General features: G+C 72.2%; 13 protein-coding genes and 1 pseudogene. 9 read left to right on the top strand and 5 right to left on the bottom strand.

Features of this window, described 5'->3' with window-relative positions; translation table 11 throughout:
• The first annotated feature begins 253 nt into the window (after nucleotides 1-253).
• The gene (locus ABEB28_RS13540) at nucleotides 254-1849 is read left to right on the top strand and encodes a hypothetical protein (protein WP_345728403.1); all 1596 of its coding nucleotides are present in this window, start codon (nucleotides 254-256) and stop codon (nucleotides 1847-1849) included.
• A 29-nt stretch (nucleotides 1850-1878) separates the two neighbouring features.
• A complete protein-coding gene (locus ABEB28_RS13535) occupies nucleotides 1879-2613 on the top strand; it encodes a Fic family protein (RefSeq protein WP_345728402.1) in 735 nt (244 codons plus the stop codon).
• 16 nt (nucleotides 2614-2629) lie between these two features.
• Here the strand turns inward: ABEB28_RS13535 and ABEB28_RS13530 are convergent, their stop codons facing one another.
• Both ABEB28_RS13530 and ABEB28_RS13525 read right to left on the bottom strand, forming a co-directional pair.
• The gene (locus ABEB28_RS13530; protein ID WP_345728401.1) at nucleotides 2630-4054 is read right to left on the bottom strand and encodes a hypothetical protein; all 1425 of its coding nucleotides are present in this window, start codon (nucleotides 4052-4054) and stop codon (nucleotides 2630-2632) included.
• A gap of 577 nt (nucleotides 4055-4631) precedes the next feature.
• Complete coding sequence (locus tag ABEB28_RS13525; protein ID WP_345728640.1) at nucleotides 4632-5579, bottom strand: HAD family hydrolase; 948 nt, start codon at nucleotides 5577-5579, stop codon at nucleotides 4632-4634.
• A gap of 640 nt (nucleotides 5580-6219) precedes the next feature.
• Here ABEB28_RS13525 and ssd point away from each other — a divergent pair.
• The 7 genes and pseudogenes from ssd to ABEB28_RS13490 all read left to right on the top strand — a co-directional run bounded on the left by ssd (nucleotide 6220) and on the right by ABEB28_RS13490 (nucleotide 11162).
• Nucleotides 6220-7307, top strand: a pseudogene (ssd, locus tag ABEB28_RS13520) (septum site-determining protein Ssd).
• 5 nt (nucleotides 7308-7312) lie between these two features.
• The gene (locus tag ABEB28_RS13515; RefSeq protein WP_345728639.1) at nucleotides 7313-8488 is read left to right on the top strand and encodes a TadA family conjugal transfer-associated ATPase; all 1176 of its coding nucleotides are present in this window, start codon (nucleotides 7313-7315) and stop codon (nucleotides 8486-8488) included.
• A complete protein-coding gene (locus ABEB28_RS13510; protein ID WP_345728400.1) occupies nucleotides 8485-9399 on the top strand; it encodes a hypothetical protein in 915 nt (304 codons plus the stop codon). The genes ABEB28_RS13515 and ABEB28_RS13510 overlap by 4 nt, the downstream gene beginning before the upstream one ends.
• Nucleotides 9396-10133, top strand: a complete 738-nt coding sequence (locus ABEB28_RS13505) for a type II secretion system F family protein (RefSeq protein ID WP_345728399.1) — start codon at nucleotides 9396-9398, stop codon at nucleotides 10131-10133. Before ABEB28_RS13510 ends, ABEB28_RS13505 begins: the two co-directional genes overlap by 4 nt.
• A 149-nt stretch (nucleotides 10134-10282) precedes the next feature.
• Nucleotides 10283-10438 (top strand): DUF4244 domain-containing protein, encoded by a 156-nt coding sequence (locus ABEB28_RS13500; protein ID WP_376981623.1) that lies wholly within the window; start codon nucleotides 10283-10285, stop codon nucleotides 10436-10438.
• A 20-nt stretch (nucleotides 10439-10458) separates the two neighbouring features.
• Nucleotides 10459-10779, top strand: a complete 321-nt coding sequence (locus tag ABEB28_RS13495; RefSeq protein ID WP_345728398.1) for a TadE family type IV pilus minor pilin — start codon at nucleotides 10459-10461, stop codon at nucleotides 10777-10779.
• Nucleotides 10776-11162 (top strand): Rv3654c family TadE-like protein, encoded by a 387-nt coding sequence (locus ABEB28_RS13490; RefSeq protein ID WP_345728397.1) that lies wholly within the window; start codon nucleotides 10776-10778, stop codon nucleotides 11160-11162. The genes ABEB28_RS13495 and ABEB28_RS13490 overlap by 4 nt, the downstream gene beginning before the upstream one ends.
• 113 nt (nucleotides 11163-11275) lie before the next feature.
• Here the strand turns inward: ABEB28_RS13490 and ABEB28_RS13485 are convergent, their stop codons facing one another.
• Genes ABEB28_RS13485 through ABEB28_RS13475 form a run of 3 tightly spaced genes read right to left on the bottom strand, consistent with a single transcriptional unit; the run spans nucleotide 11276 to nucleotide 14537 of the window.
• Nucleotides 11276-11611, bottom strand: coding sequence for a nuclear transport factor 2 family protein (locus ABEB28_RS13485; protein ID WP_345728396.1), 336 nt, complete (start codon nucleotides 11609-11611; stop codon nucleotides 11276-11278).
• A gap of 14 nt (nucleotides 11612-11625) precedes the next feature.
• The gene (locus ABEB28_RS13480; protein ID WP_345728395.1) at nucleotides 11626-13020 is read right to left on the bottom strand and encodes a metallopeptidase TldD-related protein; all 1395 of its coding nucleotides are present in this window, start codon (nucleotides 13018-13020) and stop codon (nucleotides 11626-11628) included.
• Nucleotides 13017-14537 (bottom strand): TldD/PmbA family protein, encoded by a 1521-nt coding sequence (locus ABEB28_RS13475; RefSeq protein ID WP_345728394.1) that lies wholly within the window; start codon nucleotides 14535-14537, stop codon nucleotides 13017-13019. Before ABEB28_RS13475 ends, ABEB28_RS13480 begins: the two co-directional genes overlap by 4 nt.
• Nucleotides 14538-14579: the final 42 nt, after the last annotated feature.

Genomic DNA, 14579 nt, shown 5'->3' with positions numbered 1-14579 from the left:
GAAAAGAGTTCAGTTGTGCCGGCGGCCACATTTAACCTAGTGCGGCCGGGGACCCCGCACAGCAGGTGTGGCGTTGAGCGGCCGACTTACGGCGTTCGACGGTCTCGGAGGCGCCGCGAGCGGCTCAACTCTGTGGCTCGACTCCGACACCGTCCGGTGGATAGGGGTCCGGCCAGATGACTGGACGCAACGCGCGTGTCTTACTGTCCCGTTTGCCCGCGCAGGTGGCCGGGACCTATTCGGGAGGACGGGAATGCGCGGGCGGACGGTGCTGGTGGTCGTGGGGCTGGTGCTGCTCGGCATTCTGGTCTCGCTGGGGATGGGCTTCGCTGGTGCGTCGGCCGTTGCCGGTGACGAGACCGCGGAGAGCTACGACCGGCCGTCGTACCCCACCGACCCGGAAGCGCTGCCGCTCTGGATGGCCGACGTCTCCGAATCGCCTTCTGGCCGAGCGATCGCACTGGCAGACAACACGAATTACGTGGTGTACGCCGCCGACTCCAACCGGGTGCGCGAGGTGTCCGCGATCGCTGAGCGGACCGACGCGGAGTACGCCACGGTGACGATGCAGCTGGCGCCGGACGGGAGTCGGCTCGCGGTCGGCGACGCGTCCGGTTACTTCAACGACGTGCTGATCATCGACCTGGTGACCGGGCGTGAGCAGCGCTTTGGGCTCGGGTCCACGGCGAGTGGGGTGACCGAGGTACTGGCCTGGTCGCCGGATGGTCGTTCGCTCGCCGTCGGCGTCGACGGTCTCTACGTCCTCAACCTGGAGAGCGGACGTGCGACGAAGATCGCCGATCCCTCCGATGCCATTACCAAGGCCGACCTGCTCCCGGGTGAGGAGCCGACCGACGAATCGGTTCCAACGTCCGACAGTGTCACCGGGCAGGCCGCGTTCTCGCCCGACGGCCGTTCGATCGCCTACGACGACGGTGTGGACGTCGAGATCTACCGGGTCGACGGTGCCGGCGCGCCGACGCTGCTCACCGATCGGAGCGTCTGGCTCGCCGGAGCCGCGGCCTGGTCGCCGGATGGCAAGCGGATCCTCGTCACCCGTGACGAGACGGCCGACGTGGACGGTGCGACGTCGGTGCTGGCGATCGATGTCGCCACACGCACTGCCACCCGAGTGGTGACGTTGAAGTACGAGGAGTTCAGCCAACCGCAGCCGATCGGCTGGCGCGCGCCAGCCGAGGTGCTGCTCTCCGGCCTCGACGCGGACAGCGCCGTGGTCGTCGACGCTTACGGGCTGGACGGCACGCGGGGCGAGCGGGTGCTGGAGTTCGGGTACTCGACGATATCGGCGCAGTTCGCGTCCGAACTCATCGCGACCGCGACCGCCCAGGACGCCGGGTTCGCCGGTGGGCCGACGCCGACCGGCTGGCGGGTGGCGGTCGGCGTCGGAACCGGTCTCGTCACGGCGCTGGTCTGTGCGGTCCTGGGGCTGGCGGTCGGGTTGCCGCTACTGCTGCGGCGGCGAGCCGCGACTCGGCGGGTGAGTCCGCTGGCGGCGGGCTACCCGATCGGGGCGTTCCCGGTGCCGCCGTTTCACGTCACGCCGGGTGGTTTCGCTCCGCCGGGCGGTTCCGCTTGGCCGGGCGGTTTCGCTCCGCCGGGAGGGGCCCGGAGTGGGCCGGTCGCGGGGTTGCCTCCGGCTCCTGCGCTGGCTCCCGCTCCCGCGGCGTGGGCGGTCGGTGGACCGCAGATCGTCCCGCAGCGGACGTCGTCCGAGAGCATGGCGGGATCGCCCGGCGGCGGGATGCCGCCCGCAGGCTCGGCGGGGACGCCGGAAGCCGGGGCGCCGACCGCGGCGGCGGACGGGGCGGACTGGCCCCTACCGCGCTGATCGCCGAGGTGCCGGATACGGTACTTACCGTGCCGGATCCCCTCGCCCCGCTGCTGGACCTGCCCGACGTCGCCGACGCCGCCGCAGCGGCCCGCAAGCAGATCGACCAGCTCTTCGGGCACCAGCTTCTGCGCCGGAGCTCGGGACCGGTGAGCGTCGAGGCTGCCCTGCGCGGCGCCCAGGCGTCCGCAGCGCTCGAAGGCGCTCGCTACGACCTCGAAGCGGTGCGTGCGGGCGCGGTGACCGACCCGGTCGTCCAGGGCTCGCTGCGGGTCGCCGGTGCGATCGGTTCTCTGGTCGACACGTGGACGAAAGCCCCGCTGCAAGTCTTGGCTCGCCTGCACGTCCTGGCGGCGCGAGACGTCTTGCCCACCGAGGCGCTGGGACGGCCGCGCACCGATCCGGAGGTCGCTGCCCGGCTCGCTGCCCTGAGTGACCTGGTCACCGGCGGCACGGAGGCTCCCGCGGTGATTCTCGCCGCGATCGTCCACGGTGAGCTGCTGGCGCTCGCGCCGTTCGACGGTCCGGGCGGGCTGGTCGCGCGAGCCGCTGCGCGACTGACCCTGATCGCGAAGGGTCTGGATCCGAAGGCGGTCTCGGTACCGGAGATCGGTCACCTGGCCCGCGAGCCGGAGTACATCGGCGCGGCGAACTCGTACGCCACCGGCACGGTCGACGGCGTCCGCTCGTGGCTGAAGCACTGCTGCACGGCGGTCGCGCTCGGCGCCGACGAGGGCTTCGCGATCTGCGAGGCGATGAGTTGAGCGGACCGCTCGGCGATCAGCCGCGCGGTGGCTGGTGGGCTGAGTAACCGGGGGGCGGCGCAGCCATCTGCGGAGGCCCCGGGTAGTAGGCGCCCGGCGGCGCTGAGCCAGGCCCGTACCCGTTCGCCGGGTCGTGCATCGGCTGCGCGTACGGCGGCGCCGAGGGGGTGGCGAGCGGCGTCGGGCCGCTGGTCGGCATGGGGCCGGCAGCTGGTGGCGGTCCGGCGGTCGGCAGTGGTCCGTTGCCCGGCGTCGGTCCGGTGGTCGGTGTCCGCTTGGAGAACGCGGTTCGGACGCTGTCCGGCAGCGGCCAGACGACCGGACCACCCGCACTGCGCGCGGTGAGCACCGCCCCCACCAGCAGGACGAGGGTCGCCAGCATCATCAGGTAACCGCCGACGTCCAGCGAGAGGGTCGAGTCGACCATGACGCCGGCTTCGGTGACCTGCGGTCGGTCGTCCCCGAACATCACGGTCTTGGACGAGACGCCGAAGCTCAACAGGACGAGGAAGCTGAATCCGGCGAGCAGTACTCGGATTTGCGGCGCCACCAGCCCGAACAGCGTCAGATGTCCGCGGTCCAGGATGCGCAGTACGCCGAGCGCAGCAACCGCCACCGCGGCGAGGATCGCCAACCAGCTGAGTGGAGCGAGGAATGTGCCCGGCGACCACGCGGTCCACGACGTGGGGATGTCGTCGCGGTTCTCGACCGCCACGAATCGTCCGTCGGTGTAGGAGACGAACGGCAGCACGGAGAAGACCAGTACCAGCGCGCCGCCGAGCACCATGAGGACGTCGCCGACCGTCGCGGTGATCGGCCCCGGACGTCCGGCGCGTGCGGTGCCGCGCGCGGTCGGTCCGGCCCACCGGTTGTAGCCGGGGATCGGCTCGGTCACGTTCTCCACCGGGGTGGGTGCGATGGGGTGTGACGGCAGGAATGCGGGCGAGCCGCTGTAGGTCGGCGCTGCGGCTGCGCTGGTGTCGTAGGTAGGTGGCTGGGGCGCCGGTACATGCGGGACGTCCGACGGCGGCCAGGACGGTGCGCCGCGGAGCTCGGACACGTTGGCGTGCGGCGGCGCGGAGTGCGGCGGACCCGCTTGGAACGGGCCCGGCTGCGGCGGACCGGGTTGCGGCGGGCCGGATCGGGGTGGCGCGGACAGTGGAGGCGCGGAGCGGGGAGGCTGGGGACCGCCGAACGGAGGCCCGGCTAACGGCGGTCGCCCGAACGGATCACCGGTGGAACGCGGCTCGGCCGTCGTGCCGGTGATCGCCGACCACGGGGCCGACGGCGGAGAACCGCCGGACTGGATCGGCGCTGCCGGTGCGGGACCCGAGGTGGGTCGGTCGGCCAGCGGCTGGACGAGCGGCGCTGTCAACGGGTCTCCGCCGCCGAACGGGTCGTCGAGCGCCCGAGGCCCGTCGAACTCCTGCCGCGGATCCATCGTGGTGCTCCCCTCGATACCGCTGGCGCCACACAGCGTTGTGCAAGGCACCCTGAGTGCAGCATATCGGGCATGCCCCGCGAGTAACTCCGGTCAGCTAGACCTCACACGCATCGCGCATATCGCGATGTCGGCGTTGTACTTACGGCACAAATTCGGAGCCGTGAAGCGTCACAAAGCTTCCCGAACTCGGGCCGGGAGCGTCGGCGGCGGGAGTTGGTGGCGGGCTGCGGGGAGAGGGAGCCGCGTCCGCGCGGTCAGTCGGCGCGGAGAGCGCAAGCGGACGGCGCCCCGTAACGAGGCGCCGTCACGCACAGACATCCCGGGCTACCAAGCGTGCACCTATCTCGACGAGCGCGGATCCCGTCGAATCCGCCTCGACGCGCCTCGCGCGGCTGGTCGCGCGTGGGTACCCGGAGCTGTGCCCGAGCTTCGTCCGTCGGATGTGCCGATCGAGCGGAGCCCGTGACCTCTTTCTACGCCGCTTCCCCGGGCTGCGGAAGGGGTCCTGAGCAGTACGTTCGTACTTCGTCGATGGGTGGTCACGGCCCTGCGCACCGGCCCGGCGGCCGACCGATCACCCGGGGACGGGCACCACCGGCGGTGACGCTGCGTTGCTCGACCTCGCACGCTGCGCTAATCGCGACATTCCCGAGGAGGCGGAGCGTGCGCGGTGACGGCCGTACCAAACCACCATTCCGGCCAGCGCCGCCGCGCCGACTCCGAACCCGACCGCGGCTGTCGCGAGTACCGGCGTCGACGGCCGGACGAATCGGGTGGGCAGCGTGACCGGCCGCCGGAACACGAGGATCGGCCAGCCGCGCTCCACTGCGGTCTTCCGCAGCCCGCGGTCGGGGTTGACCGCGAACGGATGTCCGACGGTGTCCAGCATCGGGACGTCGCTGACCGAGTCCGAGTAGGCGTAGCAGTCGTCGAGGTCGTAGCCCTCGCTCTCGGCCAGCTCCCGGATCGCGGCGGCCTTCGCCGGGCCCGCGGCGTAGTACTCGATCTCGCCGGTGTAATGCCCGTTGACGACCGCCATCCGGGTCGCGACGACGCGGTCGACGCCGAGCAGCGCGCCGATCGGCGCGACGACCTCCTCGCCCGAGGTGCTGACGATGACGACGTCCCGGCCGGCGGCTCGGTGCTCGCCGATCAGTGCGGCGGCCTCGGCATAGATCGTCGGCTCGATGAGCTCGTGCAGCGTCTCCGCGACGATCTGCCGGACCTGGCTGACGTTCCAGCCGGTGATCATCGCGGTGACCGAGTCGCGGATCCGCGCCATCTGCGCCTCGTCGGCGCCGGCGCGCTGGAACATCAACTGCGCGTACGCGCTGCGCAGCATGGCACGCCGCGTGATGAGCCCACCCTGGTAGAACGGCCGACCGAACGCCAGCGCACTGGACTTGGCGATAACGGTCTTGTCGAGATCGAAGAACGCCGCGCTTCTCGCCGCTGCGGGCGTTACCGTGGTACTGGATTCCGGGCTTAGGGGGTCTGTGGGTAGATGACTACCACTGTCCACATTTGGGAGACCGGCGGTGGGTCGCTCGTCGCCTGCGCTGGCGCTCACGCTCATGGACGGAGTGTATGTCTCACCCGACGGCAGGACTTGATTCCCGCTGTCTTCCGCACGGCTGTGCATCAAGAGCCCAGCGTGCGCAAGAAATTTCTTACGGATCTTGTTTCCGTCAACTCTCGGTTGCAGAATCTGCCCCGGTTGCGCAATGATCAATGGGGGGTCTCCGTGTGTGCCGAGTAGCGGAGAAGCTGACATCGTCCTAGACACCCTCGGTACTTCCAGACGGCCTGGTTGACCGCACCCCCCCCGCGGTCATCTGGGCGGGTTCGGCTCGGCCCCCCCGGAGCCGGACCCCGGACGGTCCCCGCCCACCCCCCCGGCGGGGACCGTCCCCTTTAATCTGGGTACTGCAGCCGACATTTCTTGATGCTTCTCAGGCTCTTACATTTCTTCGCGGTCCATAACGAAGAGCCGGGGAACCGTGTTCGGTGAATGGTCTCCGCGATAGCAGGAGAGCCGAGAGAGCAGCCGTTGTCCACCGGTTCGATCCGGGGCGGCGCCAGTCTGTGGACAACGTTTCCGCACGCCGTTCGGTTCGCGACGGTGGTCGGGTCGATATCACGACCCACCGCCGGAGGAACCCATGTCGCCGCCCGAGGCACGACCGCTCGTCTGCGTCCGCGACCCGGAGCTTGCCGACAGCTTGTTGCGGCTCGGCGCAGCCGCCGGTGCGGACGTCGAGGTGCCGGTGGATCCGGTCGGCGCGCGACCACTGTGGACCGAAGCACCACTCGTCGTGGTCGGGATCGACGTCGCGCCCGAGTACGCCACGGCCCGGCTGCCGTTCCGCGCCGGGCTCGTGCTCGCCGTCGACGAGCAGCGCACCCACCCGGACGATCCGATCGTCTGGCGGCTGGCTACCGAACTCGGAGCCGAGCACGTCGTCTTTCTCCCGACCGCAGAGGCGTGGCTGGTCGATCGTTACACCGACGCGGTCAGTGGGTCGGGCGCCGCGGGTCGTGTCATCGCGGTCGTCGGGGGACGCGGTGGCGCGGGTGCGAGCGTGTTGGCGACGGCGCTCGCGGTCACCGCGGCGCGCCAGGGCTCGCGCGCGATGCTGGTCGACGCGGATCCGCTGGGCGGCGGCCTGGATCTCCTGCTCGGCCGGGAGGACGCGGCCGGCTTGCGGTGGCCGGATCTGGTCGACACCGCCGGCCGGATGAGCCCACCGGCGCTGCACGACGCGTTGCCTCGCGTCGGGGAGCTCTGCGTACTGTCCTGGGACCGCGGTGACGTCCTCACGATCCCGGCCGAGGCGGCGGAGGCCGCACTGGAGGCCGGGCGGCGGTGCTCCGACGTCCTGGTGGTCGATCTGCCGCGTCGGCTGGACGACGCGGCCGTGCGCGCGCTCCAGGCGGCCGATCTGACGCTGCTCGTCGTACCGGCGGAGGTGTACGGGCGTGTGCAGCGGCGTCCCGTGTGGCACGGGCCGTACGAGCGCACTGTGCGCGCCTCTCCTGCGTGGTGCGCGGACCGGCTCCGGCGGGCTTGCGGTCGGCCGATCTGGCGACCGCGTTGGAGCTGCCCCTGGCCGGCGTCTTGCGCGCCGAACCCAAGCTGGCCGGCGCGTTGGAGCGGGGCGACGTGCCGGCCGCCTCCGGTCGAGGGCCGCTCGCCGAGTTCTGCGGGCGCTTCCTGGCCGACCTGGACGCCACCGTGAGGCCGACGTGAGCACCCTGAGCGTGTCGACGGATGCCCTCACCGAACGAGTACGTCATCGTCTGATAGCGCTGGGTCACACGCCGACGCGCGCCGCCGTGGCGTCCGCGGTCCGCGCCGAGTACGGATCTCCGATCGGCGATCGGACGCTCCTGACGCTTACCGCGCGGCTGCACGCCGAGCTCGTCGGTGCCGGGCCGCTCACCGCGTTGCTGGCCGACGCCGCGGTGACCGACGTTCTCGTCAACGGCCCCCAGGAGGTCTGGATCGACCGCGGCGCCGGACTCGAGCGGGTCCACTGTGACCTCGGCGACGACGCGGCCGTGCGCCGGTTGGCCCAGCGGCTGGCGGCGGCGTGCGGACGCCGACTCGACGACGCGTCCCCGTTCGTCGACGCGAGGCTGCCGGACGGAACCCGGCTGCACGCCGCGTTACCGCCGGTGGCGGTGGCGAACGTCCATCTCTCGCTGCGAACGTTCCGCCCGCGAGGCTTCACCGTCGACGATCTGCTGACCGCGGGCACGCTGACGCCGGAGTCGGCCGGGATCGCACGAGCGGTGGTCGCGCATCGCCTGGCCTTCCTGGTCACCGGTGGAACCGGCAGCGGCAAGACGACGTTGCTGGCCGCGCTGCTCGGCGAGGTTCCATCGAACGAACGGCTGGTCGTGGTCGAGGACGCGACCGAGCTGCGGCCGGCTCATCCGCACGTCGTCTCGCTCGAGGCCAGGCCGGCCAATACCGAGGGGGCGGGGGAGATCCCGGTGCGGACGCTCGTCCGGGAGGCGCTCCGGATGCGCCCCGACCGGATCGTGGTCGGTGAATGCCGCGGTGGCGAGGTGGTGGAGCTGCTCGCGGCGCTGAACACCGGTCACAACGGTGGCGCGGGCACTCTGCACGCCAACGCGCTCGACGACGTCCCGGCCCGGATCGAGGCGCTCGGGCTCGTCGGCGGGCTGGGCCGGGACGCCGTGCACGCCCAGCTGGCCAGCGCCGTCCAGGTCGTGTTCCACGTCGTCCGGCGCCCACCGGGCAAGGACCACTCCGGCGGGCGAGTGGTCACCGAGATCGGTGTACTCCGCGCCGATGCCGGCGGGCGGGTCGGAGTCCAGCCGGCCTGGCGGCGGGACGGTGGGCCGGCACCAGGCCTCGACGCGCTCCGGAGGTTGCTGGTGGCTCGAGGTGGAGCACCGTGAACGGCCTGCTTCCGTTGATCGCCGCGCTGGCCCTGGTGCTCGCAGCGGCATTACTCGCGGCACCGGGCGGAGTCCGCGGTCGGCTCCGGGTGGTAGCGCGGCCGGCCGGGACGCTCGGTACCGCTGCGAGCACCGGACTCACCCGCCCGGACGGCCAACCGGTGACGCGGCTGCTCGGCACCGGCCGCCGGAGCCGCTCGATGCGGCGCCTGACGACGCCGGCGGTCGCCGCGCTGGTCCTGATCGCCGCGGTCTGCATCACCGCCCTCGCCGGGCCGGTCGGAGGCGCGGCCGCGGCGGCCTACGGACTCGCCGGCCGCCGGGCGTACGCGCGCCGCGAACGGGCTCGGGCCGAGGACGCGCTCCGGGCTCTCGGAGCGGTCGCGCTGGCGGGCCTCGCCGACGACCTCCGGGCCGGCCGGACGCCGCTGGCCGCGCTGCACGCGGCCGTCGGCGCGTTGGAGCGTGGCCCGGTCACCCCGTCGGTGGTCGCCTCGCTCGCGGCGGTCCGGAGTGCGGTGGTGCAGCATCCGCCGGGCGACGTCGTGGCCGCACTTCGTGCCGTACCCGGACCGCTCGCACCGGCACTGCAGCGCCTCGCCGCCGCCTGGACGCTCACCGACTGCGGTATTCCGCTGGCCGAGGTCGTCGGGCAGCTGGACGTCGAACTCCGGCGGTTGCGGCGTCTCCGGGAACGCGCGGCGGCCCAGACGGCGTCGGCGCGGACCACCGCACGCTTGGTCGCCGGTCTGCCCGTCCTGGGCCTGGGCGTCGGTCACCTGCTCGGTGCGCAGCCCTACACGGTGCTCACCGGAACAACCGCCGGTGCCGCCTGTGCGGCGGTCGCGGTGACGCTGCACCTCACCGGGTTCTGGCTGGCGGCCCGGCTCGGTCGGGCGGCCGTCGAATGAGCGGCTCCACGGTGGTCGCCGCCGCAGCGCTGATGCTCGCCGCTGTTGTCGTGGTCGTCGGCGGCGCGACCCCGCGGCGTCGGCTCGCGAGGATCTTCCGGCGTCCGCGGACGAACGGCCGAGGCCGCCTCGACCTGGCGTCGCTGCTGCGCCGTGGAGCGCCGGTCCTGACGGGCCTCGCGGTCGCCGCGTTGTGGGGTGGCTGGATCGGCGCGGTGGCCGGGGTGTTGGTCGGCTTCGGGACGTGGCGGGTCCTCCGACGCCTGCCCCCGCCGACGCTCGGCCGCGAGCGGGCGGTCGCGGCCGCCCAGTTGCCGTACGCGATCGACCTGCTCGCGGCCGCGCTGCGGGCGGGTGCGCCGCTGGACCGGGCGGTGGAGGTCGTCGGCACCGCGATCGACGGCCCGTTGGGGCAGCGTCTCGGTGCGGTGAGTCGAGCGCTCCGGCTGGGTGTCACCGGGGAGGCGGGCTGGCAGGCGCTGGACGACGTCGCCGGTGCGGACGGCTTCGTGCCGGCCGCGGTGCGGGCCGCCGACAGCGGCGCGGCCTTGGCGTCCGCCTGCGCTCGGTGCGCGGCCGACCTACGCGAGCGCCGGGAGGCCCGCGCCGAGGAGGCGGCTCAGCGCGCCGGAGTGCTCGTCGTCCTGCCGCTCGGATTCTGCTTCCTTCCGGCGTTCGTCCTGGTCGGCGTCGTACCGATCCTGCTGGGAGTGCTCGATGACGCCCTGTCCTGAGCGGCGTCCCGGCGATGTCGTCCGATCCCACCCACTGATCCGGTTGCCGGGACCAGCCCGGCCCACGAGAGGAGATGCCCATGCCCCAGGTACCGACCGCACTCGCGAGTGCGCCGCATCAGATCCCACGTCCCGGGTGGGTCGCCCGGCTGCGATTGGCGGGCGAGGCCGGGATGAGCACGGCCGAGTACGCGGTCGGCACGATCGCCGCAGTCGCGTTCGCCGGCGTGCTGCTCAAGGTGGTGACGTCCCCGGCCGTTCAGTCCGCACTGACCGCGATCATCGCGAAGGCGCTCAAGGGTTAGGCCGTGGGGCGGCCGGGTCGGTGACGGCGGAACTGGCCGCGGCGATTCCGGTCGTGGTCTTTCTGCTGACCGCCGGCCTTACCGCGCTCACCGCGACCACGACCCAGCTGCGCTGCGTGGACGCCGCCCGGGAGACCGCCCGGGCGGCGGCTCGCGGCGATCCCGACGCAGCGGCTGCCGGACAGCGAGTCGCGCCCACCGGAGCCACCGTGCGGCTGACCCGCGACGACGAGTTCGTCCGGGTCACCGTGTCGGCACCACTGCCCGCTGTCGGCCGGGTCTGGCCGGGTCGGATCGTGGCGACCGCCGTCGCCGAGCCCGAGCCGCCCGCGCTGCCGTGAGCGTCGATCGCCGGACGTCTCCCGAGCCGACGGGCAGCGCGTCGGTGCTCGCGCTCGCCGTGGGGTTGGCGCTGCTCACGACCGCTCTGGGCTTCCAGGCCGTGGGCGGTGCCGCGGTCGCCCGGCACCGAGCCGGCCTCGCTGCTGACCTGGCCGCGCTCGCCGGCGCGCTGCACGTCGCCGAGGGCGCGGTGGCGGCCTGTGCCCGGGCCCGGTCGGTGGCCGCGGGGAACGGCGCTCACCTGGTCGACTGCGTGGTGACCGGTGACGAGCTCACCGCGACGGTGACGGTCGTGCCGACCGGTCCGGCGGCCCTCGTCGGTTCCGCGTCCGCCAGGGCCCGCGCGGGCCCGGTCAGCCGCCGTTCCCCGTCACCCCGCTGACCGGGGCCGCTGCGGCTGCGGTGAGCCGCTCCGCGGCCGCCGGGCGATGCCCCGGCGGCTGCGGACCGAGCGTTCCGGCCGCCGCTGCGGCGATGCACCTGGGCCGCGCCGGGTCAGCCGACCCGGCCGCCGAAGTACACCTGCGTCTCGACCAACCGACCATCCCGGACCGTGGCGACCTCGGCGTTGCGATATCGCTCCCCGGTCACCAGCTCGTACTCGTACAGCAGGAACACCTCGTCCTCGCCGACGTCGACCAGGTGCACGATCCGCTGCTCGCTGAACCGATCGGCGGTGGGGAAGCACCGCTCCAGGTAGGTGGCCTTGTCGATGTGGTCGTCCTGCGGACTGGTGAACACGTAGTCCTCGGCCAGCAACGCGTCGGTCGCCGCCAGGTCCTGCGCTCGGTAGGCCGCCATCGCGGCCCGGACGACGTCCGCGTTCGACATGGTCACCCTCTCGGTCAGGACGCCGGGGACACGCTGCTCATGTTGAAGTCAGGCACCCGCAGCGCCGGCATCGCGGTTCGGTGGAAGTAGTCGCCCCACTCGCGGGAGAACGCCGGCACGGTGCCGCTGGCTGACGTGATCCGCGACAACAGACCGATCGGGCTCTCGTTGAACCGGAAGTTGTTGACGGCGCCGACGACCTCGCCGCCTTCGACCAGGTACACGCCGTCGCGGGTCAACCCGGTGAGCAGCAACGTCTGCGGATCGACCTCGCGGATGTACCAGAGACAGGTCAGCAGCAGACCACGATCGACCCCCGCTACGAGGTCCTCGACGCTCCCGGTCGCGCCGTCCACCTCCATGATGAGGTTCCCGACCATCGGCGTGACCGGAAGCCCGGTCAGCTCCGCCGACCGTCGGGTCTGCAGCAGGGCCGAGAGTTTCCCGTCCCGGATCCAGTCGGTCGGTCCGAGCGGTAGCCCGTTGTCGAACACGCTGCTGGTTCCCGACGACGCCCGGGCCAGCACGAACGGTGCGGACTGGAGCCCCGGTGCGGTCGGGTCCGAGCGGAGCGTCACCGGCTGGGACGTCAACCGTTCACCGACTCGCGTCCCGTCACCCGGACCCGAGTACACGGTCCGGCCCTCGTGCGCCGACCGGCCGCCCATCTCCCAGTATGCGTAGATCATCAGGTCGGCGACCGCGGTCGGCGGCAGCACCGTGTCGTACCGGCCGGACGCCAGGTCGATCCGCCGCTCCGCCCATGCGAGGCGCCGCGCGAGCTCCGCGTCGAGCGCGGCGACCGAGACGTCCGAGAAGTCGCGGGTCGCCTGGCCGACCCACGCCGAGCGGGCGTGGTCGGAGGCCACCTTTCCGGTGATCCCGATGTGGCCCTGGGGCTGGACGTGTCGCAGCCGCAGCCCGGTGGAGGAACCGAGGTAGTAGGTGTCCACCTCGTGCTCGACGAATCCGTAGAGCAGGCGCCCGCCGCCGCGGGCCGCTGTGAACGCGTCGCCCAGCGCCGGCGCGACGTTCGAGAGCACGTCGATCGAGGTCTCCTCCGGCGCGGACTCCCAGTCCACCGAGGTGTCGCCCTCAACCAGCGGCTGAGCGTCGTCCGCCGCGCCGTTGCCGCGAGCGGTCTCCTCCGCTGCGCGGACCAGCGCCTCCAACTCGTCGGCGGCCACCGCGCTCCGCGACACGACACCGCTGGCCACCCCGGTGCCGGTGCCGATCGTCGAGATGACGGTGACCGAGCGGGACCGCATCACCCCATTGGTGGTCAGCGTGTTCGTCGCCCACCGGAGGTTGGCACTGGTCGACTCGCCGGCGATGACGAGGCACCCGTCGCTCTTCGCGAGTGCCAGTGCCTGCTCGACGAGGTCCTGCGGCCGCAGCACGCCGCTCATCGGCCGCCCTCCTGCACGGTGTTGAGGATCGAGATGTCGCGGAACAGTGCGCTCGGGCAGCCGTGGCTCACCGGCGCGATCTGGCCCGGTTGGGCCTTACCGCAGTTGAACGCTCCGCCGAGGACCCAGGTGGACGGGCCGCCGACAGCCTCCAGCGAGCCCCAGAAATCCAGCGTGTTGCTTTGATAGGCGACGTCGCGGAGCTGACCGGCGAGCTGACCGTTGCGGATCTCGAAGAAACGCTGACCGGTGAACTGGAAGTTGTATCGCTGCATGTCGATCGACCACGACTTGTCGCCGACGATGTAGATGCCGCGCTCGACGCCGCTGATCAGGTCCGTGGTCGAGACCTCGGTAGCGGCCGGCGCCAGCGACACGTTCGCCATCCGCTGGATCGGGACGTGGCCCGGCGAGTCGGCGTACGCGCACCCGTTGGAGCGGGAGACACCGAGTTCGGAGCCGAGCAGCCCGGCCATCCGGCGGTCGAGCTGGTAGCCGACCAGCGTCCCCTTCCGGACGATGTCCCAGCTTTGGCCGGCCACGCCCTCGTCGTCCCAGCCGACCGTGGCCAAACCGTGCTCGACGGTCCGGTCGCCGGTCACGTTCATCACGTCCGAGCCGTACCGGAGCGTCCCGAGCTTGTCCGGCGTCGCGAACGAGGTACCAGCGTAGTTCGCCTCGTACCCGAGTGCCCGGTCGAGTTCGGTGGCGTGGCCGACCGACTCGTGAATGGTCAGCCACAGGTTCGACGGGTCGATCACCAGGTCGTAACGCCCTGGCTCGACGCTCGGCGCGGCCATTTTGGCGGCCAGCAGCGCCGGGAGCTCGGCCAGTTCGGCGTCCCAGTTCCAGCCGGTGCCGGTCAGGTACTCCCAGCCGCGCCCGACCGGCGGCGCGAGGCTGCCCATCGTTTCGAAGCGGCCGCCGTCGGCGTCGACCGACAGCGCCTGGATGCTCGGATTGAGCCGTACCCGCTGCTGCGTGACCACGGTGCCCGCGGTGTCGGCGTAGAACTTGCCTTCGAGCACCTGGGACAGGCCCGCGGTCACGTGGGTGATGCCGTCGGCGGTCAGCAGGCGCCGTGAGTACTCGGCGAGCAGGGCGACCTTCTCCTGCTCCGGAACGTCGAACGGGTTGATCTCGTACGCCGAGATCCACTGGACGTCTCGGTAGATCGGCTCGTCGGCCAGCTCCACGCGCTCGGTGCTCATCCGGGCGCTGACCTTCGCGACCTGGATCGCGGTCTCGGCGGCCGCGACCACGGCATCCACGGTGAGGTCGACGCCGGCCGCGAAGCCCCAGGCGCCGTCGTGGACGACCCGGACGGCGAAACCGACGTCCTCGCCGTCGTGGCTACCCTCGAGCCGCCCATCGCGGAGCGAGAGCCCTTGCGACCGGAGCCGTTCGAGCCGGAAGTCCGCGTGGCTGGCACCGAGGTCACGGGCCCGCTGGAGTGCGGCGTCGGCGAGCGCCGCGCGGGGCAGGGCGAGGAAACGCTGATCGATCTCGTGCGGCACCCAACCGACACTAGTGGGCGGCCCGTCCAGGGAGCGAGCCTG

Origin of the sequence: Cryptosporangium minutisporangium (genome assembly GCF_039536245.1) — a bacterium.
GTDB lineage: Bacteria > Actinomycetota > Actinomycetes > Mycobacteriales > Cryptosporangiaceae > Cryptosporangium > Cryptosporangium minutisporangium.
Note: the sequence above shows the minus strand (reverse complement) of the source record. Positions and strands in the feature narration are given on the sequence as shown.